Source organism: Vibrio sp. RM-41-2B (genome assembly GCF_024744415.1).
Classification (GTDB): Bacteria; Pseudomonadota; Gammaproteobacteria; order Enterobacterales; family Vibrionaceae; genus Vibrio; species Vibrio diabolicus.
Genome location: NZ_JAMQWD010000012.1, coordinates 15977 through 37417, shown reverse-complemented (window position 1 = coordinate 37417; position 21441 = coordinate 15977). Strand labels below are relative to the sequence as shown.

The 21441-nt window shown below is 40.8% G+C and carries 15 protein-coding genes; 4 read left to right on the top strand and 11 right to left on the bottom strand.

From position 1 onward, the window contains the following. Positions 1–134: 134 nt before the first annotated feature. From NB463_RS09205 to NB463_RS09185, 5 genes are all read right to left on the bottom strand, one after another. Positions 135–707, bottom strand: a complete 573-nt coding sequence (locus tag NB463_RS09205) for a hypothetical protein (protein WP_258431992.1) — start codon at positions 705–707, stop codon at positions 135–137. Positions 708–787: 80 nt separating this feature from the next. Then, positions 788–1666 (bottom strand): DUF6236 family protein, encoded by an 879-nt coding sequence (locus tag NB463_RS09200; RefSeq protein WP_258431991.1) that lies wholly within the window; start codon positions 1664–1666, stop codon positions 788–790. 107 nt (positions 1667–1773) lie between these two features. Then, positions 1774–3441, bottom strand: coding sequence for a P-loop ATPase, Sll1717 family (locus NB463_RS09195; protein ID WP_258431990.1), 1668 nt, complete (start codon positions 3439–3441; stop codon positions 1774–1776). 620 nt (positions 3442–4061) lie between these two features. Then, on the bottom strand, positions 4062–4337 hold the full coding sequence (locus NB463_RS09190; RefSeq protein WP_258431989.1) for a hypothetical protein: 276 nt from the start codon (positions 4335–4337) through the stop codon (positions 4062–4064). 270 nt (positions 4338–4607) lie between these two features. Continuing rightward, positions 4608–4862 carry a helix-turn-helix domain-containing protein gene (locus NB463_RS09185; RefSeq protein WP_065771941.1) on the bottom strand — a complete coding sequence of 85 codons (255 nt, stop codon included), beginning with the start codon at positions 4860–4862 and terminating at the stop codon, positions 4608–4610. 890 nt (positions 4863–5752) lie between these two features. Here NB463_RS09185 and NB463_RS09180 point away from each other — a divergent pair. Beyond that, a complete protein-coding gene (locus tag NB463_RS09180) occupies positions 5753–8626 on the top strand; it encodes a UvrD-helicase domain-containing protein (RefSeq protein ID WP_258431988.1) in 2874 nt (957 codons plus the stop codon). Between the two features lie 241 nt (positions 8627–8867). Here the strand turns inward: NB463_RS09180 and NB463_RS09175 are convergent, their stop codons facing one another. Both NB463_RS09175 and NB463_RS09170 read right to left on the bottom strand, forming a co-directional pair. Beyond that, positions 8868–9515, bottom strand: coding sequence for a hypothetical protein (locus NB463_RS09175; protein ID WP_258431987.1), 648 nt, complete (start codon positions 9513–9515; stop codon positions 8868–8870). Positions 9516–9798: 283 nt separating this feature from the next. Further along, a complete protein-coding gene (locus NB463_RS09170) occupies positions 9799–10089 on the bottom strand; it encodes a helix-turn-helix transcriptional regulator (protein WP_025574276.1) in 291 nt (96 codons plus the stop codon). A 730-nt stretch (positions 10090–10819) separates the two neighbouring features. Between NB463_RS09170 and NB463_RS09165 the strand changes: the two genes are divergently transcribed. Next, a complete protein-coding gene (locus NB463_RS09165) occupies positions 10820–11572 on the top strand; it encodes a chromosome segregation ATPase (RefSeq protein ID WP_258431986.1) in 753 nt (250 codons plus the stop codon). Further along, positions 11562–12887 carry a relaxase/mobilization nuclease domain-containing protein gene (locus NB463_RS09160; RefSeq protein WP_258432012.1) on the top strand — a complete coding sequence of 442 codons (1326 nt, stop codon included), beginning with the start codon at positions 11562–11564 and terminating at the stop codon, positions 12885–12887. Before NB463_RS09165 ends, NB463_RS09160 begins: the two co-directional genes overlap by 11 nt. 32 nt (positions 12888–12919) lie before the next feature. Here NB463_RS09160 and NB463_RS09155 read toward each other — a convergent pair whose 3' ends face one another. The 4 genes from NB463_RS09155 to NB463_RS09140 form a co-directional block, all read right to left on the bottom strand. Then, a complete protein-coding gene (locus NB463_RS09155) occupies positions 12920–14833 on the bottom strand; it encodes a DUF262 domain-containing protein (RefSeq protein WP_025574272.1) in 1914 nt (637 codons plus the stop codon). Beyond that, entirely contained in the window at positions 14826–16169 is a 1344-nt protein-coding gene (locus tag NB463_RS09150; protein ID WP_140162643.1) for a DUF262 domain-containing protein, read from the bottom strand. The genes NB463_RS09155 and NB463_RS09150 overlap by 8 nt, the downstream gene beginning before the upstream one ends. A gap of 457 nt (positions 16170–16626) precedes the next feature. Then, positions 16627–19014, bottom strand: a complete 2388-nt coding sequence (locus NB463_RS09145) for a hypothetical protein (protein WP_258431984.1) — start codon at positions 19012–19014, stop codon at positions 16627–16629. A gap of 72 nt (positions 19015–19086) precedes the next feature. Next, positions 19087–19914, bottom strand: a complete 828-nt coding sequence (locus NB463_RS09140) for a hypothetical protein (RefSeq protein WP_257890076.1) — start codon at positions 19912–19914, stop codon at positions 19087–19089. 94 nt (positions 19915–20008) lie between these two features. Between NB463_RS09140 and NB463_RS09135 the strand changes: the two genes are divergently transcribed. Next, the gene (locus tag NB463_RS09135; protein ID WP_258431982.1) at positions 20009–21217 is read left to right on the top strand and encodes a MarR family transcriptional regulator; all 1209 of its coding nucleotides are present in this window, start codon (positions 20009–20011) and stop codon (positions 21215–21217) included. Positions 21218–21441 lie beyond the last annotated feature (224 nt).

Sequence of the window (21441 nt, the reverse complement as noted above, 5' to 3'; positions counted from 1 at the left end):
CAATTCTTAACAAAGGTGTATTTTCTGTGAGCTGCGTTAGTACACCTTTGGACAAAACCGTGTTAACACTTTTACTCTAAAAACGCTTCTATCTGATTAGGAAAAATATGTTGATTCCTTAATTGTTTGTTAGCTTATTTCACAACGGTGTACTGAGGCTTACCTATAAGATCTATTTCGAAACCTTTAACATTTGCACCGTGTGTCCATCTTAATTCAAGCTCTCTAACTGCAGCTTGGTAACGTTCAGCATTTGAGATGTCAGAAAAAGAACTAATTTTCATTTCTGGGTAAAGTGGATCTAACTCTTCGTTAGGAGTGTCGTAGGGAACCGTATCTGTTCGAGTAGTTTTGTGTGGTTTGGCATGAGCTAACCAATTACGGAACTTGATCATTTCCTGGATGGTTTGCCAAGGCTGTGCAGAAAAATCTGCTTCATGACCTAGTTGATTCGAAACTAAAATAACTTTACCAATAATTGATGTGGACTCGAAATTCTTCCAATTATTGCCGAAGATCTGCCCACCATAGACATTACACATTGCCTCTAGTGAAAATACTGAAAAAATCATAGATGGGATAACCCACCTAAATTTATGTCCATCTGCTTCTTCACCCGCCATGCGTAACTGATTCATAGCGATGGACTGCAATGGAATTAGTTCTGGAGCTTCTACAGATATCTTAACTTTCTTCGTTTTCGTCATTTTTTCCTCGTTGTAAGCTAACGCCGCTCTCTTCAGAAAATTTGAAGCGTAGCGAAAATTTGTCCGACAGAAACACTTTTTTAGTACTTATTCGCAATATCTTCTTTTTTGATTGAGCTTATATAAGACAGCTCCAACTGTTTCCCTTGGGGACTTTGTAACTGATTCGAGAGTGACACCTCAAATTTGAGGCTTGAAGCGAGTGTATGAGCTGCGCCTGCTAAAATCCCTGCGAGTGGATTTGAAAATGCAGCGCCAACGAGGCCAGCCGTAACCACCCCATTTGTCATCGAGCCATAGTTGAGATCAAGCGACACTTTTCTACTCGCCAACAACCTTTCTCCCCAGCTTTGTTGTGCAATTTTGTCCAAGTCGCTTATTGCTTGCTCTAAACGCTGAATTTGTACTATTTTGGAACGCGGAATATCTGCCGACTTCGATATTTCCAAATATAATTCATCCAATGTGGTGCGCAATGCTATTAGTTCATCAGCTCTTTTTAACTTGAATTCCAACAGTCTATCTAACGGGAAATCTGGCTTTGGTACTGGTAAACAGCGAGTTAATTCAAAGTCGGCTGTAACTAGGTCTTTAGACATAGAAGCAGGTACAGTTAGTTGATCACCGCTCTGATGGATAGCCCATTGTCCTGGGTTTTTATTGGTGAGATGAGTAGCAATTTCAGCAAGTCCTTGGAAATGAATACTCGCAAGATCACTTCCATTGAAGGTACCATTCAAATTCATCCTAGCGGTATCTTTCCTAACAATCCCAGCCCCCTCTAACAATTGCAAATCATCTGACAAGCCCGTCCCAAAAATATTGCTATCGGTTACAACCACCTTATCCCAATACAGAGCATAGTAACGGCATTTCTCAGGTGGTATCCCCCCTCTCATAGAAAGCGAGTCACCGTTGCTTACAATCTCCATTGCTGGAGTAATTATCCCTCTTTCCATATCCACTCCAAATTCAACTTATGAGTGCTAACAGTTATTAGACAAAAGTGAGCTAGGGCTATTATTCTAAAACTGTTGTTTCAGATTAGGAAAAGAATCTTAACAGTCTAAGGTACATCTTCGGTGTCAATTGCTTCAAACCTTTCTGAGCCAGTTACCTGTATATCTAAAGAACGATAAAGCATTTTGTGTACCTTGATTTGAGAAGCACGCCTCACTTCACCCCTGCTCACCGTACTTTGATCAAAGAAAGACCACATAAATGTACTAAGCGCGCTGATTTTTATTCCAATGGCTCCAACACGATATAAACAAATTAGGATCTTATTTAGTATCTCTGCTTGTTTGACTTCTCCCGTTGTGTCGAAGTAATCCTTTACGGCGCAAACACATGGATCATCTGTTTTCTGGTCATATAAATCTGTAATTATATGTTCTAGACGTGATTCAGAGAGATCCGAACGTTTGAAAGACGTCTGTAAACCCCTTAGAATTTCAACAGTTTCGTCAAATGAGGGGTAGACCTCTCCCCACTCTTCTTTGAGGGACTTAAGTCTTTTCTCGGAGTATTGAGCTTCAGCAGCATAAATTGTTCTCCATGAGATTCGCTCACGTCCATATGCAACTTTGAAACACTCATTTACAAACTGAAGAATATCTCTGGGGCGAAAGAGCGTACGCTCCATAATAAAATCAATAGCTAGTTGACCTCCTCCTTTAGTTGCTGAAGGGAATATGTCTTTGAATGTTACATCTTCATTGGTGTATTGCCGTTTGAATACTTCTTTGACGCGCTTTTCTATCAAATCGGTCAACTCATCGCGTGTCCACTGTATGGGTAAAATATATGATTCATACTTTTCTTCTTGAAATCCAGCCCCCCGCGTTTTGTCGAAAACGAGATCTAATAAGTCCTTCCGCATAGCCGCGATAATCTTAATATTTTCGACCTTTCGGAAAGTTTTGATTTCCTCAATTAGCGCCCGAATGAACTTACATCTTGTAATCGTGTTAGCCCAGCTTTCATCCAATTGATCAATTACGATATAAAACTTTTGTTGGGGGTCATGAAATGAGTGCTCCGCGATTAAATCTAACATCTCGTTCAGTTTCTTAATTTGCAAACCGCTTACTACTTGGCTAGCTCTTTGTTTTATCTCTGTTTTTTGTTCGTCAGTTAGTTTTTCAGCACCACTAACACTGAAGGACAAGCCTGTATATTTTGCGCCTAAGTTTGCTTTGGTATCATTTTCAAGCTTTTGAGTGATTACTTTTAAGTGTTCATCAGTATCAAGCCAGAACCTATCACCCCATTCTCTAAAGTATTCAATAGCTTTTTTCTTTACAGTATCTCTTCTGAAATAATCACTGATACTGTCAAAGAAGTTTCGATTGTCTGTTTCATTCTTAATGTTATATCTGAGCTTAAGTAACTCAACTATAAGGATGTGTCTCCATAGAAGGCGATAGAAGAGATCCAAATTAACGTCTAAGGTATCCAAGAATTGGATTATGTCTGAGTGTTCTAGAAACCTTACTGATATGTCATTGGGATCTATTTGTTTTGATTTTTCGGCTAGTTGGGAAATCTTATAGATCAGAGCGCTTTTTCCTGCTCCAGTTCTGCCTAATACGATAGATAGAGGATCACCTACATCCATTAATTGACTTATGTAGCCTTTATCGACAAAGCATGTCTCAAGCAGGCTAGTATCGGTCTCAGCATCTAGGTCACCAACTTTTAGATGATTTTTGATTGTAATCGGGTTAGCCAAGCGCTGTTCCTCAACTTCTAATAACTACATGTAGTTAAAAGCTATTACCGAATATCCGTGTGGTCAATTAGCCCTATTAAGAAATGAGATTCATAACCCATATCGCTGATAAACAGTGTCCTACTTCAATATTAAACATAATATAAAACACGAAAAAACTATAGTTACCTCACAGTTTTGGTTGGGTATGCATTATTATCATTTAGGTAAATTAGGTATCGAACAGTGTTAACACACTTTGGGGCATAGGCTCGTTACAGCTACCGAGGACGCAATTACTAAGTGTTTCTTAGAGCTGGAAAGCAACCGAGAAGGATCCCTTCCTAGTTGCCAGCACGAAAAGGGGCAAACCTTTGCTAACTAGGTCTCGCCAGCACGCTGATGGACAGAAATGAGCTAGTGACCTTGAATGGTTAAACCCTACCGACTGTGATGATGTGGGAATTCCGATCAAAAGACATAAAGATAAGCTCTTCAAACACTTTTAAGATAACTGAAAGACGTGATCTAGAAGGTGCGAGATTCATCTTATTTGGCAAGTGCTTCTGGAACACTCAGAAAACTAGGAAAATCATTGAATTATGGAATGCAAACGGGATTTTTATCTCGGTAGATGAAGACTAAAACGCATTGGTCTGAACCTGTAGTTCAGAGCCCCCTAGTAACGCTGAAGATAAGCCAGCAACTGCACCAAGTTTTTTCAGAGATTTAGATGATTTCTTCATGCTCGATTCCTTCTTGGTTGTAGTTGATGTTGAAGTGCCTTCTCTTTGGGTCTTGCTAGTCAATGGGTAGCTTGCTGTCAGACAAGCCTCTGCTTTTACGTAGTCAGTGATTTCGTAAGTGGCACAGATGCGACCATCGGTAGCGCTTTCAGACCAATATGCTCTAGTCAACTACGTTAACTATATCACACTTTTATGAATTATAAACAAATTCATTGGCTTATTAGCGTGGACTAAGAACGCGCCGCTCAGGCGCTGATTTTGTCATTTGCCCATCACTAGTTCAAGTATTTCGAAATCACGTGTTCAAATCTGAGTAACCAGCGATGCCGACACATTTTTGGGCAAAAATAAACTGGTCGCGTAACCATCGATTTGCTAACTCGATGATGATTGTGAGAGAACAACTTAGTTATACAGTTGGCTTTGTTTTATAGGATTTTACCAATCATCAGGGTCACGAAGCTTTGCCTGTTCACGGCTTACAGCTTTGTCTTTAATATGTAGCTCAAGATCTAGTGAAGACAGCAGGCGCATCAGACTTTCGATACTGGACGAGGCAGGATCACGTTCAAGCTTCGATACCGTTGTCTGTTTTAGACCGACAATATCTCCGACTTTGGTTTGGTTGCGCCTTTGATTCCTGCGCACATCACGTAAATATATTCCTAATTGCTTAGGACTTGTTATGAGCATATCTACCTACCATGTCAATTAACCCCTACAGAGGATATTAGCACTTTAACCCCTTAGGGGGTTAAAGTTAATTTTACCCGCGCAAAGGGGTAATCAGTCATAGCTAGGATTAAGAGGTTTAGTTGACTAGGTAAGAACATTAGAAAACACAAGAGCTTGATATATAGGCTTTCAAAGAGATGGAATTTAACCCCCCACCACTCCATCACGCTTAAGATACTGATAAATAATCAGTTTTATCATGACCAGCCCACTTAAATGACGCAATGAGTCAATTGAGTGAGGCAATGTATCAGTATAAAAGTCACCATTCTGTCTACTATGGTCGTGTTTGCGCTACCAATCGCTTTGTAGTGCTTTGACATCAGTCTTGAAACAAAGCTTGCTCTGTGCGCATTAGTGACGGTGCCACTTTGATTCTCAAAACTGGCATCGATAAGAGCTTTAACCATGTCTATCGACCCTACGTTAAAGTTAGGCTTGGAAAATCTCTTGGTGTGGGGACGATATGACCCACGTAGTGTTTTTTGTTCATACCTTCCACCAGCAACAAAATGAAGTAAGTCAAAACGCTTGACAGGCTCATGTGTTGGGTCTCTATTCAGGCAGGACACACAATAGACTCAGGAGATGGACGTGAATGTCGGAAGACAAAAATATTTAGTATTTTCAAACACACTTTGGGACACGTATGCGCTAGCTATTTATAACACTTTTAAAATTGAGAAACGTCCCTAGAGCAATATCATCAGTTAGATGTCCGCTAATTTTCTGTACATAAACTGAGTGCCTGACCAGAGCTTAACCAAGCTCAAGTACAACTCTCCAAGCATTACGGTAAACTACAAAAAATTTTCGAGACAAATAGTAAATATACTGGCTTACGTGCAATGACTTTATGGACACTTACTACGAATCCAATTGCCCGTCTCTTTAACAAAGAGATCGAGGTAACAGTGGACGATAATGGGATTCATGTTGCTCAAGGAGGAGAAGATGCTCACTTTAACTGGGCGGAGCTTGATTATCCACCACACCTGTCACTCGCTATTGATGGCGGGTGCTTAGTCATAGTTTCACAAGAACAAACTTACCGTTATCGTATGCTGGGCTATCTTACACCGTTTAGGTATTCAAAACGACTTTTCCCATCTTGGGCAAATCAAAGTGCGAAGCGCCTGCAAGATTTTCTCAGTGATGCATACCTTCAATGCACATCAAGATTTCTGAGAGACTCTTCTGTTGAGATAATTAGAACAACTGCCAGTAATGAATTAAAGCGTTGGAAAGGTTGGGACAAAGTACAAGGTCTCTCAGAACTAGCTCAAATCACAGCATCGCAACTTACTAATATCAGTAGTTGGAGCGCTTCGGATGTCCAAAAAATACGAAGTCGGTATGTGCAAAAGCAGCTCGCTCAATACAAATCGTTCTTTGATTGTGTGGAATCCAACCCGCTAACTGATAAACAGAGAATCGCTTGCGTTACCGATAATGACAACAACCTCCTATTAGCTGGTGCAGGTACAGGCAAAACCAGTGTCATGGTAGGAAGAACAGGTTACCTCATCAAAAGTCGACAAGCTAATCCTAGCGATATCTTGTTATTAGCTTATGGCCGCATCGCAGCCCAAGAGATGGATGAGAGAATCAAAGACAAGTTAGGTTTTGAGGACGTGAAAGCTAGTACCTTTCATAGTATTGGCGTAAGGATTATCTCATCCGTTGAAGGTAAGGCACCGAGTCTGTCTAAGCTCGAAGACAGCGCCAAGATGAAAGCCAAATGGATGCACGATGAAGTCGAGGCCTTGATGTCTGACAGCAGTTACAAAAAGGCATTACTCGATTACTTTAGCTCCTACTACTACGTAGATAAAAACCCTTGGGATTTTGAGTCCCGCGGCTCATATCTCAAATATCTCAATGATAACGACATTCGTTCTATGCGAGGCGAGCAAGTTAAAAGCTATGGCGAGCTAGTTATTGCCAACTGGTTGTTTCGTAAAGGTATCAACTACGAGTATGAGGCTAAATATCGCTTCGACGTTGCAACAGCGGAATATCGCCAGTATGAGCCAGATTTCTATCTCCCAGACTATGATATTTATATCGAATACTACGGCATTGATGAAAACGGCAACACCGCACCGTACATAGACAGAGAGAGTTATCATGCAGGTATCAAATGGAAGCGTGAAACCCATAAGAAATATGGGACAGGTTACATCGAGTTTTTTTACCACCAACACAAGCAAGGCACCCTACTCATAGCACTAGAAAAAGAGTTAGATAAGCATGGTGTGGAAACTCAACCAGTTTCCGAGAGTGCTTTGTTAGACAGCTTGGAGCAGATGGGTCGGGTAACTGAGCTAGCTAAGCTACTCGGTGCGCTAGTTGATATGTATAAAGCAGCATGCCTTGATGACGCTGGCGTAAACAAAATCATCAAAGAATCGATTGATTCGAAGCAAACAGCAAAAGCGCTTGAGTTATTAATGCCGCTGTATCACAGCTATGAGAAGTACCTGCGAGACCATCAAGTTATCGACTTTAACGATATGATTGGAAAAGCGTTAAAGTATGTACAAACAGGTCAATTCCAGTCTCCTTGGAAATATCTGTTAGTCGACGAATTTCAAGATATTTCAGAACCGAGAGCCAGGCTTGTTAAGGCTCTTAGGGATAGTGTGCAACGCTCATCACTGTTTTGCGTGGGTGATGACTGGCAAGCGATATATCGCTTTAGCGGTGCCGATGTGCGTCTTACCACAGCGTTTTCCAACTACTTTGGTTCTACATCTGAAACCACCTTAGATATGACCTTCCGATTCAATAGCTCAATTGGTGATGTCGCAACTCGATTTGTCACACAAAACCCCGTTCAGTTAAAGAAAGACATAGTTTCACTTGTTAAAGTAGATAAACCTGCGGTGAGTATCGTTCGTCATGGAAAAGATGAACAAGGAATCTCGGCATTAGAAAAGGCGCTCATTTCGATATCTAATCAATTGCTCGCATCTCAGAAACCGAGCAAGAACAAGGTATACTTGCTTGCCCGCTACTGGCACCAACTCCCTGATTTACACCAGCTAAGGACTTTGAAGCATCAGTTCCCGACTTTGAACATAGAGAATCAATCTTTCCACGCCTCCAAGGGGAAAGAAGCTGAGTATGTAATTGTACTGGGGCTTACCACTGGTAAGCATGGATTTCCCTCAGAGAAACAAACTCCACCGTTAGTGGATGCACTATTGCCACAGGGAGATAGATTCGAACATGCTGAAGAACGCCGCTTGTTCTATGTTGCTCTCACTCGTGCAAAACACAGAGCTTATTTGCTTGTTGATATGATGGATGCTAGTGATTTTGTTACCGAGCTTATTAAAGCTAAGTACCCTGTAGAAACCAACGAATTTGATGTCTCTCTTATTCAGAAAGAATCCGATAAAATTTCTTGCCATCAATGCGGTGAAGGTACTTTACGCCCCAAGTTCGGTCAGTATGGTAAATTTCTGTCTTGTTCTCTCTATCCACGCTGTAAGAACACGGAAGCACCATGCAGCAAATGTGGCAGCCCGATGAGCCGTGGTATTAAGAGCGGCTTCCAAGTCTGTATAGATAAGAGTTGTAACGATGAACGTCCAATATGTAAAAACTGCGGTGGTGAGATGAAGCTTTGGGAAGGTAAGTATGGCAATTTCTGGGGATGTTCTACTTACCGAAAAGGGACTACGAATACCTGCACATACAAGAAAAAAGGATAGACAAATCGTAACTGAACTAATATATACAAGGAATCATTACTAAAATTTGGTCAACTTAAAACCATCAGACCTCACATATGAAACTCTGATAACTTGGCATGAATATGCCATACAAGACAAACGCAGTTGCGGCACCCCATGAAGAACTTGGAAAAAACAACGCTATTATGAATAATAGCGTTGTTAAGTACGGCCTCAGTTTCATCAAGACGTGGTGGCAACCACTTTATATCATTTATTTTCAGATAGCTTTAAAGTGGTAATGAGGCTCTTTCTCAGAAAAATGGATGAGCACTTGCTCTGCCACCTCAAAGCGAAACACTGTCCCAGATTCGGCTTGAGTCACCCAATTTTTCTTACTACCACCGCTTGTGAAGCCGCCCGCTACGACACCCACCCCTTCTTCAACTCTTGCTCCTGAATCACGGTCAAATGCGCGTGCGACTGGGTAGCCAAGGCAACACAGCGTCCCCTTTTCTTCGTACACATCATAGTCATCATGAATCGTCACTTCGACGGGTACGAGAGAGGAATTGAAAATATAAGCCAGTTCATCAACCTTTTCTTCGATAAGGCCGCTAAAAACCCAACACTCACTGGACTTATCCCATTGTCCACCCAGAGCGCGGCATTTATCAACGAGATAAGTATTGTAAGTGCTGTTTAAAGTAATAAAACCAGACTCATTTTGCTCCTCAATCGAGGATTTAAGTTTGAATATGAGGTCGGTTCCATACTTTGAACGAATGGAGATGTCTTCGACATCCAGCAGTTGCGTACCGATTGAGAGATTCTGGGACAGCTCATCGATTAAGATTCTGCACTTGTAGCCGTTAAGCGATGCAGCAAAATACTTTCGATTTTTCTTTAAGACGTTAAACTCTTTCATGTTTCCTCCGAAGTAATAATGAGTGACAACGTAATAACTTTTATTGATGGCTTTCAGCCACTTATCTTGTTTTTATCGTTATTATTTTTGCTGTTATATTATTATTCAGAGCTTTCAAAGAGCAGAGCGATTTGGAAGCCTTATCAAGCTAACTTAGCCTGTGCTTTAATGTCAAGAGTTTTTTATCCTCCTCAGTTTGAGCGCAAAAGTCGTTGAGAATCTTGCAATTACCACTGAAGTTGAGCAAGCTCTGTGCAACGTATGCACAGAACTAAAAGATAGATTAGTGAAAGTTCATGTACTGCAATAAGGGATTCGCTTGTTTAAGCGCTTGTCGCTGCGCAAGAAGCTCAGATACAACTCGCTTTTTATCTTCTCCCAAAGCACATGCAATAAGAAACGCATCGACTTCATGCGACATGAATCCCACAGCCTTGGGACCCAGTTGCACGGCGGGCGGAAATGTGCCATCGTTTATACGTCTGTGAAGCGTGGCTTGGGATAAGCCAACGCGTTTTAATACATCGACTTTTTTTTCTATTTTTAATTGGTTGATTGGGTGTATAAGCGCCATTGGACGCCTCCGTTCTTTTTATTATTATGACTCAAGGAGTCGTTGCAAATATAATATTCGTATTTAGAAGTAAAAAGCAATCACTTTTTTGCTTTTATTTTATGAGGTAAAATATACAAGCTCCATATATTTAACAACGCACAAAATATACATGCAACATATATTGGATATCACACAATATAACCACGCAAAGCAATCAAAATAAAGACATAATAAATAAATCCTTTATTTTAATTTAACTCAGCCATCACGAACACACTTCCTTTTGTTGTTACTTCTTAGCTTAAATCATATAACATCTGTCCCGACAACTACCTACTGACTTTCAGTGAGACAGAGCAAAAGCGGATGAAAGCGGCTGAGACGTAGTGAGAGTGCGGCGCAAATTCCTTGTCGCAAACGGCATTTGCGATGTCGTAACCCACACTTTCCCTGTCGCATGCGACAAGCTCCTTATCATATTCCTCAGTTGAACTCCGTATTACACCAGCCATCACACAAGATATATTCTACTTATTTAAATAAGCACATTTAATATTATAAATTATATTGTTATAATAAAAATAGATAGAACAAAAACAGTAACAAGCTGATATCGCTCGTTCTTATTTGTTCCAAATAAACGTACGAAAACTTGCCCTACTTAGTAGGGTTGCGATAACAGCCTTCGGCGTTATCGCTAAAAACAATACACTCTAAATAATTAAAATAATAAATAGAGAATTAAAAAATGGACATTAATATAAATACAGTCGTAGCGGCTGTTATTCGCTGCACCTCCAGAAAACAAAAGCAACATCTAACATCATGGATGGAATATCATGACTATTCCGTTGATGAATTAACGACCCTACTCCCAGGGGTTTTACCTTCCCCAATTGAATCAGGTGTCAGTATCAAGGAGCAGCAAGCATTTATCACGACATTTGCTCATACCCTATTCATCCACCAACATCCTCAAACGTCTTCCAATCAAGATGAACTTTTGCAGGTAAAAGCCCTCATTCGTACCGTTAAAGCCAATTTCAAGAAACAACGAAAAACTGACAAAGAGCTGTATTGCAGAGCAGTAAAAACCAATCTAACAGAAAGCGAATACCAACAGTTTCTTGAAGTCATGCATAGCTATAACTATAAATCCGCTAGTCGGTTCCTGAGAGATGTCATAACTCAAAAACTCACAATCAAACCTCAACAAAGTTCAGAAATTACCGATTACTTCAAGCAAACTAAATGTATCGCGAATGTAATGGAATCACTCATTGAACAAGATAACCCCCTTTACGACCATGAAACTGCCCGCCAACTGGGTGATGCTCTATATGAACTAAAGCAGAATTTACAACTCATCCGAAACCTCGCTATCGATGCACATAATTCTCAAACTGCCGAGCTGTTAGCAATGCAATTTCTGGATAGCCGTGCCTTACGTGAGCTTTACCGTCGCAAACTTGAACAAGAGAACACCAGTGATGATATTTGAGGAATTGAAATGTAAGAATGATAAACAAACGGTGCATGATGCTACGCAGTTAGTTCAATATGGCGCCAAGCAAAATGACGACGTCATGCTGTTGGTCGAGTATTCTTCAAGTCACTCCAAGGGTGACGAACTCGGGGGAACATCGCAGTTTATCTGCGCCAACGAAATCGCTTCGGTTCCCCTGAATGCAAGAAACCAAGATGCCCGAGACATTGATTGGGGCCGTGCGATTGCTGAACTACAAAGCGCTCACCTAGCTAACCCTAATACGAAACAACCCTTCCGCCATTTTGTTGTCTCCCTCGCGGAGGGGGAACAGTTACCCCTAACCCAATGGCGAAACACGATTAAGAAGCTGATGGACCATTTAGGATATGAGCATGCTCGTTATATCGTTTTTAAGCACTCCGATACCGACAATGAACACGTCCATATTGTAGCGTCTACGACTGATTTACTTACTGGAAAAATTATTTCTAACTGGCAATCGCACCTCAAAGCCCAAGAAATCATGAGGGAGCAAGAAGTTACGCTAGGGTTACAAGCATTACAAAGCTCAGGGGAACTCCACTCAAGTTACGACACTGATGTACAAGGCGAAAAAGAGAAAACGGTGATTCGTATGATGAGAAGAAAAGTTGATACTGCAATTCGTACTTTGCAGCCCTCTTGCTCGTTGACTCTGTTTGAAATGGCATTGCTCAAACAAGGAATTGAAATAGAGCTAATACCAGACAAAGCAAACTCTCGATTTAAAGGTATTGCTTATCGATTTCATCAATATCGCTTTGCAGCATCCTCGCTACGAAGTGGCAATAAGTATACATTAGGTAAACTGATTCAAAATGGCGTACTGAACGCTTCATGCCTTGAAAGCACCAATTACAACAAGTGCAAAATTGAAGTGGATCAAGCCATCATTCATTTTGAGACGATTCGGAAACAGGCGATTGAACACGCTGATAAACTCAAGAAACAACTAGAGGAATACGAGCATCAGCAGTATCGTTACCTGCTGTTCTCGTTTTCTCGTGCTCATGAAGCTGCTCAGCAATCACAAATGGAGTATTGGTTTGAATATGCAAAGCGTATACGTTCAACCCTTGACAAAGCGATTGTAAGAGCTATTTATGAGTGTGAACGGGGGATTTACACTGCATCCAGTATGATAAGCAACTTGTTTTATCATCTAATACTGACTGTCTTCGAGTATTCTTTTCAAAATAAGTTTAACCTCTCGATTACTCCTTTGGATGAACTGGCAACAACTCAGCATGAAAAGAACCCTATCGTTCAACAGACATTCGGTAGTTAGAAAAAGTGAGGCTCAGAGAGCCTCACTTATTGCTACTGATTACACAGAACTTTAATCATTTCAGCTTCATGGTTAAGGATATTGTCATGCCCTGCCCCTTCTGACCCCCACTCATCGTAGCTCATCATTATCGCTTGCTTTAAGCTCTCGGCGCGATTGTTCTCTTGATAGAACTTCTTCTTATCTTGAGGAGAGTAATTGCTAAGTCTTGAGTTACTGCTTGGCGAAATAAGACAGAGATTGCCAAATCGATCCACATCGTCCATCTTACGTGCGCCAGATGGATCGGTTTGCGGGAAGTAATGTTCAACAGAGGTTCGGAATGAAAATTGGAAATCATCAAAGTGCTTCCCAAGTTCTTTTTTACCTATACCATCAAACGACTCATCGTCAGATAGACGCTTCCACAGTAGGTAGTCTAGTCGATTAAACACGAAGTTTTGGACGCCCGTCCCTTGATGCAAGACGCCAACATTATCCTCCCTAAACTCAAGTTTCGAACCACCACAAATTTCATCAAAGTAGCTATCACTCAGAGCTTCAAGATCTATCAAGTACGTACTACCATCGACTTCCAACCTTTCATTGTCAGTAGCTAGGTTATTTAATATCCTTAACGCATCATTTAACCAACGCTTATAGACTAATGCTGGATTCGATACATGGAACATAGCCAATATCATGCGAATCTTTTCGTTATGGTCACTAAAGGCATTTGGATACTCAGGACTTAGACTATTACCGTTTTTATAAGCATTGAGCCTCAACAAACTCCACTTACGTTTTTCATCGTGTTGATCAGGCTTAATTATGTAGCTATCAAATAGAATTCGGTACTTAAGCAGTTGATACACAAAGTCTTTGGCACCAACCCTCAAACCATCGTCTTTAGAAATAAATGAATCGATCAGCTTCTTGTCATCTAACGAAACGTTTTCTTCTGTCTTCATAAGTTTTAAAACATGAAGCAAGAAGTTTGAGAAGTCGATAACAGTGCCAAAACGCTCTTCTTTCTCTCGATCTTCATCATCACTGTTTGAGCTGGATGTCTTGTTGGCGATAATTTCTCGTAGCGTCATTGCATCTTGCTTTTGCAGCTTGCTTGTGTGCTTATCTTGTATAGCTTCAAAGCTATGTGGCATGGTTTGCCAGTCGTCACCGAATACTTCTTTTCGCAAGTCAGATTGAAAGCCCATCTGCGTATAGCGCTTCATATTCGAGCAAGCATCCCAAATTGTAGAAAAGCAGCTTCTTTCCTCATCACCGAGTGTAGCCATAAACTTCGCTTTCAATACTTCATGTTTTTCTAACTGCTCGCCACGGTTATTCATGATCTCAAAGTAGTGGTTGAGATCGGTTTGCGGTGGAACAACAACTCTTAGTATAGTGACGCTTTCTAACAAGTAGTCGAAAAAACGCTTAGTTTTATCGTCTGCGTCTAACCCTTTGGTTTTGAAGTAACGCTGAATAATGTTAAAGGCAGCATGGATGTTAGGCTCTTCAGACTCGCCATTATTGTTACCTGTATAGATATCATTTAACGCTCTGGAAGACTTTGGGCGGCTATCAAAGGTTAAATTAATATTTAGCCCTTCGAGTTTGTCTGCACCCAGCACCTTACGGTGTTTCAGATACGCTAATAATATAGAGAGCGTGGTATGTCTTTGCTGTCCATCAATGGTTTCGTACACTACATCAGTTTGGTGCGTGTGATTTGTACGCTGATAAACGACGAGGCTACCCAGATAATATTTAGCTTGTTGGGCAGTAGCTGTTTCATCAGATTGAGTAATAAGCCCTGCGGCATCACTGATATCTTGAATTAGCTGCTCAATCTCTGTCGCACCCCAAGCGTAGTTACGCTGGTAGATAGGAATTACATATTGAGTTTTACTATCGAAAAGGTCTTTAACTGATAACTGTTCTACTTGGTTCGAATCACTCATTTACACTTCCCGATTTCATTGCTTCAATTGATGCCTGCACGTCCTCAGCGTTATTGAACTTAGGTTTTTGGATATAACGGGGCTGATAGTTCAGTACCTGCTGAGGGTGAACGGCTTTGCTAATAGCCCTGAAGAGTCCACTTCGAGCTTTGGCGTGATTATCTACCGACTCCATACCAATACGCTGCAAATCAAGACGTAAGAAATACGCCCAGCGATAACAGATCTGTGCTGCTTTATCTAATTCCACATCACCAAACTTATCGTAGTAGTACATCACCGCACACAAGAACAGGTTTCGCACATAGCTATCCCCTTTGCGGTTACTGCCACTGTATTTTGTGTGCTCCTTTACAAATGAAGCTAGCCTTGCATCCTTGCCAACAAACAACTTAGAGTGAATCGCCATATAGTGCTGAATGTACTCAAAGAACCGTTTTCCGTTGATCATCACTTGGTCAACTCGGAATGGATAACCCTTAGTTTGCTTGTCCCATTTTCTCGCAGGATCGGCATTGAAGGTTTCAATCGCGTAATCAAGCGCAAGCATTGCATCAACATAGGCGTACTGAGTACTGTCTAGGTTAATGCCTTTGAATACATCAATGTTATGGCGACTAAACTGGATGCCGTAGTCACCGTCAATCCAGCGGCGCATACGAAACAGAAAATCCCCCATTATGGTGTGCAAGTTCGCCGACTCATCATCAGGGTTGACGCCCTGCTCCCACAAGCTTACGTGGTGAAGACGCTCGTTTTGCTCTGTTGAGTCCATCATTTCACGTAGGTGGTAAGCCTTTAGTAGATCGTGAGGGGCAAGTGCTTTACCACGGGCATTTTGTGAATCGAAGAACTGAAATGCTTCACTCAGGTCATCCAGCGTTACTTGAATAAGCTCACACTTATTAAGAACAAAATTGAGTAGTTCCTGCTTTTCTGTGGCAGGCAGATTCGCTACCCGTTCAGAGATAATTTGCGCATTGTTCTTGAGGCTTTCGATACTGACTGAGGATTCAAATTGGTGCTCAAGCAGAGTTGATGAGATGGTTTTCTCTTTTCCATCCAGAATAGTGCAAAGTAGCGTTAAGGTAAGAAGGCGCTGCTGACCATCAACGATGTTGAGGCCACCTTCCCCCCCACTTTCTGAATCTTTGTCTTGATGCAGTACCACCGTACCAAGCCGATAACAAAGCTTAGTACGATGGTTAAAAATATCATCAATCAGTTGGTTAACATGCTTTGGCTGCCATTTGTATGGGCGTTGGTACTCAGGAATCGTGAGTTTTTGCTCCAACAACTGTGCAATGGTTTGAGGTTGATTAAAGACAATTGCCATAATTACGCCACCTGCTCAATAATAGCTTCAGTTAGATACAGTTGAGTAGCTTGAAACTCTTTTAAGCGAGCTTTATGTTGGTCGCATAGTATCACTGACTCTTTAAACGCAGACAGAATAATCCTAGTTATAATATCAATTTTATATAGCTTAGCTTTGTTGATTCTGGTGACCATTTTGTGCGTTCGCTCAGTTTATCTTTTCTAATCAGTATACCGTAATCAACATATGAATCCGATAGTCTATCGATAAGCATAACGTGCTGCTATGCTTAAAAAAGTAAAAGGATTCCACTGAGCAACAACTCAGTGGAATATGGCTAAAAGCATACTAAGCAACTTGGTAGGTGCCGCCCTTTATTTCCAAATGACCGAACTGAACTTGCTCAGACAGTATTGTTTCTGTCCTATCTTTCATCGCTTTACTTGTGCTAGAAAAACCGAGTATAGCTAATACATTAATCACTTGATTCATAGCCAGCAACAGGCTTCAGTGAGGCTCGACGCAACCATATTTTGTACTCTTTTGCTAGAGGTGACACCGATACTCTGGTTTTTTGCTCCTTTCCTCCGTATCTTCCAAGCACAAACCCAAGCTTAGCCAGCACTGCTTTTAAATAACTTGTTACTTTGTAAGTCTGCTCCGCTTTATCTAAGCTGGGGAATTTCAAGTGCGGTGGGAAATAGAGGCCAAGGCCATCACCATCCATCTTTCTCAATACGTCGGCTACAGAAGATTTAAATAAGAAGTGATTCGACTTTTCTTCTTCGAAGTTATAGCCATCAAACACTACGAGATAAATCATATTCGCTATGTATTCTTTCTGCCTTGAATAAATACCGAGCTTTAGAAGACTCGATTTGTCCAACACAAACGGGAGGTGAGCAAATAGCTCTCTATCGAAGTTATCATCAAACTTTACATGCTCTACATTGATTTTGTCTAAATTGTAGATCATTTTGATCTCAAACTTTCTGACCTCTGCTAAAGCTATTGACGATAGTGCATTACAACGTTGTTTGGTGGCAAATTCCGTCGATGTTATATCAACCGCTTTCACGACTGCAATTTGCTGTTGGGCTTTGAATTCAATATCAAACTGCCTTTTATGTTTGGAAACGGCAGTATTGTGCTGCATAGAATTTTCACAAGAGACTGCAAAGCCAAGCTTTTCTAGTGTAAATCGCATTGATAGAGCTAGATGCTCATTAAGCTCTCGCTTTTGCCTTTCGAATTTCAACCTTTCTGTATAACGTAGCCCGAGATGTGAGTGGCGGTGTTTTTCAAGACAGTCGTTAGATTGGTTATTACGAGAGCTTTTCAAATCGCCACACCAAAAGTTATATTCCTTTGCACATCGAAATCGCCTCGAGAAATTAACTAACTCTCTTGGTATCAAGGTGGATTCACAGATGACATTCACTGTGTTGGTATAGTTTTCAATAATCGAAAAACCAGCACCTAAACATGGAGATGCAATGACAGCTTTGTACTTTGTCACTTCTCGATTTGGATCTTTTAGAAAAGCTTTCTGAGCTGGCATCTCTCGATTATCACTATGCAGCACAAGTACACCGTCATTTAAAGCTTTCGTTTCGCAATCTAAACCCAGATGATTTTGATAGCCTAGCTGACCAACGACTTGTTTCAGTGTTTGAAGATTGTCAAACAGAAACACTTTATCCCGCTCTAATACAGTTCGAATCTGCTTAGAATTTAAAAGTTCCTTTTTGTTCAAGATCGTTGCGTTAAGGGTTTTATAAGGGTTTTCTGCGCACTCAATTACTGACAGTTCCCCACGAATTTGCTTGAGAAAGGATAATGAGTTATCTGTAAGATCAGCGTCAGCTACTATTACCCTTGGTACAGTTTTTAAAATATGAACTAGTGCATCAAACACTCTATCTGCTTGCATCGTTCGACTGTTCTCGCTACATACGAGAGTCTTGTAGACCTTCTCAAACTCATCGATAAGTAAAGTATGTGATGAGCATATCTTCTCGAAGAGATGGGGTTTCCAAATACTATTAATTACACTCCCCATGCTGTTGGCTTGTCCTAACTTCATTAGATCTTGCTCTTGATAGGACGCACAGCTTACTTCCAAACAAAATTGCTCCACTAACGAAATCAAATGCGAAATATAAGTCACATTTTTATCTGCCGAAGCGCTACGAGCAATAGGAGTATATACATAGCTTGTTTTACCCACTCCCGTCGCAGCGATAATTGCCGTAGTTGACGGGAGTTGAGAGAGTTCTAAACCTCTCAAGCTGTCCACTCGCTGATAGTTATCAGATGAATTGATTTTAAAGTCACGCTCTACAGCCTCTTTCACCCTTTCTATCTTGCGCTCAAGACATCGAATGAAAGGTGCTTTCAAACTATCATCCTGAATATATGCTGCTGCACACTGTTTAGCACAAGAAAAAACAAACGGAATTTTTATGATCGCTATCTTCGCTGCTAGCTGAGCAAGGTTTCCAGAGCGCGTTAACTCAAATGCTTTACATAAGTACTCAAGCTTTGCATTTTTAGGATGCGGGAGGGACTCCGAAATTGACAAATCAAACACAGAACAACCTAGCCCTAAGTAATTCTCTTGTAATATCCTGACTGCTTCTTTGCGAAAATTTTGGCTGTCAATAGCAATGGTTACACGATAGTTTGCATATCGATAATACTCACAAACTTTCTGGAGATTTTTTTTATCTAAAGGGGTTACGATTGTTGCTGTTTCTGACTGGAAATTGATTTTGCCTGATGCCTTAACAACGATACTTTTCGTTTGTCTTTCTTGCTCAACTAAATGAGCAAAATTATGATTTTTAGCTACTAGTTTCATTATTTTTATTCTTATTCTTATTCTAGTTTTTTGAAGCAGGCACTGAGTGCCTGTATATCTATGTTGATTGCTCTATATTTGTTCAGATAAATGCTGTTCTAAGCGGCCTTCGAGACGGTACCTCTCTGCCATTGAGAACTCATATTCTTGTTGTAACCTTTGGTTTTGCTCCATGAGTTGATGAGCTTGAATTTCTAGCTGTCGATTCATGACATTAAGCTCAGTTATCACTCTCTGATTTTCAGCATCTCTGTCTTGTAAGCTTTCAATTTCTATCTGACATTGCTCTAGTTGCATGAGCTGAGCTTTAGTCTCAAAAAGTTCTTCCATCTTTGCTTGAGACTCAATCGCCTTCCCTTCCAATACTACTAACTGGCCCCTCAACTCATCGATGAGTTCGCCACTTTCTATCAACTGAAGTGATAGCATTGATTTTTCAACGTCGTCTTGAGCAGATTTTTCAGCTAGGGCATTGTTAATCTCTTCCTGTGTCTGCCGCCATATGCTTTCAATATCCACCTGAATCGAACCCATTAGCTTTTGGGAAAAAGCTTGCGGAATAGGCTCTAACGCCAGGTTTGGAGAATGGAACTCCCAGTACGCTTCATAAGCCGCTCTCGATTTATTGAACTTACCGCCGACCGCTTCATTCAATTGAGTCACGTTTTCAATTGGCTCCCCTGAGTTTTCGCCCTCTTTCATTGCTTTGTAGTAATCAGAGAATGGCTTTCCTTTTTGGGGGCTATATCCCAACGATTTCAGTTTCTCTACAAACGATGCTTCCATCAGCAAGTAAGTTTGGTCAGTAAAGTTAGTTTGTTCGGTATGTCCGTCAGTAAGTAAGTTACTTATAGTCTGCTCACTGACTGACTTTGTTTGGTTGTAATTTTGTTTTTTCATTTTTGATTTTCCGACTTATGTGTTGAACATGACTTCACTTTAAAATCTCTGTACCATACACAAAACAACCAAAAAACCACCCAACCATGTTGACATGAGATATAAAGAACTAGAAGCCGAATTAGTATCCAACCTTGAAAAACTCAAAGCTAGTGCATCTCACAAAGGGCTTAACCTCCTCAAAAAGAAGTGTCACAAGAGTTCGGGAATTCTGGTTTCAACAGCATTTTCTCAACCACAATTGTCAGCCCATTATTCAAGCTTAATTTCAGATACCATTCCTTTTTGCAGGAAATATGAAGGCCTGAAGCCACAAAGTGTTGAAGAGTTAATACGCTACTGTGGTGGACTAAGCACAGCTATAAATAACATCCAATATGCTTACGAATTCGAATTACCGATGAGGGTGGAAGTAGATGATGATTTAGAGTTCTTACTTTTTTCGTTAGAAAGCGTTTTGCTAAAAGCAAGGAGTGCAACTAACCAAACTAAAAAATGGATACCTTTTGAAATCGCTCAAGAGCAAGGTCGATTAAATCTTTTTGAGTCCCAATACAAAACTCGTTTGCCTATGTGTGCTGTTTGTTGGAAACGGACATTTTCATCCAGTTACTATTGTAAAGAGCACCATTCCATTCACAACAAAAAAGCGTACAACTCGGCCGTACGAAAGGTTCTATCATTTACGGAAAGACACTCTTCTAATTCAGAGTTAAAAGATTTTTCCAATGCATATAGAAAGAAGAACGGAAAGCAAAGAGGCCTAGCTGCTAAGTTGTTCTGCATGGTGAACGATAGCGTCCCAGCAGTAGTTGATGTTCTCAGTTATCAAACCGATGAACACTGGGAGTCATATGCCGAATCGATAATTCTTTATGCTAAAAATAACTACCCTACTAGCTTTCATCGCTTACAACAGACCGATAATTTAACGCAATTCTCCAGCTTTAATTCTCTTCTAGGTTGGGGATTCATGGTTATCGAAAGCCTTGATGACTCGGAGAGTGAATCTTCACGATGGGAAGCTTCTGAAGAATTAAATCATTTCAATAACGGTCAATTGAGGTTTGCTATTCTGAGCATTTTAGCGAGGTATGAAGCTACGCAGCGCATATATCAGCCATTGAAGTCGGGTCCGATGAAAGGCTATGGTGCAGACGTGGAGCGCAGAGAAATTTTGCGTGTACTCTACCGTAAGCAGTTAGAAGATAACGGACAAGTCAACTTATCCCAAATTGCCAGAGAAATGGGACTCTCTAGGCAAAGAGTGAGTGTGTTAGTGAAAGAGCTTCTGTTAATGTAAAAAGTGCATTTGTTCAGTTTATATATATAACCTAACAAAAATGCACTTTTCTGAATGCACAAGCAACAAGTGCTTGTGCTGACCTATAGTCCGACCAATCAAGCTTAACCTCGCTAACTCGAAAGTGAACATTTCTGTGTTACGATATCTGGTGAATGTCGGACTCTCAGATAAATTTTGCTAGGGTAAAAAGAAGGATCTGACCCCGAGTATTGTTAGCCTTT

Excerpts from the sequence above, each read along its gene's own strand:
- NB463_RS09205 (WP_258431992.1), bottom strand. The coding sequence starts at position 707 with ATGACGAAAACGAAGAAAGTTAAGATATCTGTAGAAGCTCCAGAACTA.
- NB463_RS09200 (WP_258431991.1), bottom strand. The coding sequence starts at position 1,666 with ATGGAAAGAGGGATAATTACTCCAGCAATGGAGATTGTAAGCAACGGT.
- NB463_RS09185 (WP_065771941.1), bottom strand. The coding sequence starts at position 4,862 with ATGCTCATAACAAGTCCTAAGCAATTAGGAATATATTTACGTGATGTG.
- NB463_RS09180 (WP_258431988.1), top strand. The coding sequence starts at position 5,753 with ATGACTTTATGGACACTTACTACGAATCCAATTGCCCGTCTCTTTAAC.
- NB463_RS09175 (WP_258431987.1), bottom strand. The coding sequence starts at position 9,515 with ATGAAAGAGTTTAACGTCTTAAAGAAAAATCGAAAGTATTTTGCTGCA.
- NB463_RS09170 (WP_025574276.1), bottom strand. The coding sequence starts at position 10,089 with ATGGCGCTTATACACCCAATCAACCAATTAAAAATAGAAAAAAAAGTC.
- NB463_RS09165 (WP_258431986.1), top strand. The coding sequence starts at position 10,820 with ATGGACATTAATATAAATACAGTCGTAGCGGCTGTTATTCGCTGCACC.
- NB463_RS09160 (WP_258432012.1), top strand. The coding sequence starts at position 11,562 with ATGATATTTGAGGAATTGAAATGTAAGAATGATAAACAAACGGTGCAT.
- NB463_RS09155 (WP_025574272.1), bottom strand. The coding sequence starts at position 14,833 with ATGAGTGATTCGAACCAAGTAGAACAGTTATCAGTTAAAGACCTTTTC.
- NB463_RS09150 (WP_140162643.1), bottom strand. The coding sequence starts at position 16,169 with ATGGCAATTGTCTTTAATCAACCTCAAACCATTGCACAGTTGTTGGAG.
- NB463_RS09145 (WP_258431984.1), bottom strand. The coding sequence starts at position 19,014 with ATGAAACTAGTAGCTAAAAATCATAATTTTGCTCATTTAGTTGAGCAA.
- NB463_RS09140 (WP_257890076.1), bottom strand. The coding sequence starts at position 19,914 with ATGAAAAAACAAAATTACAACCAAACAAAGTCAGTCAGTGAGCAGACT.
- NB463_RS09135 (WP_258431982.1), top strand. The coding sequence starts at position 20,009 with ATGAGATATAAAGAACTAGAAGCCGAATTAGTATCCAACCTTGAAAAA.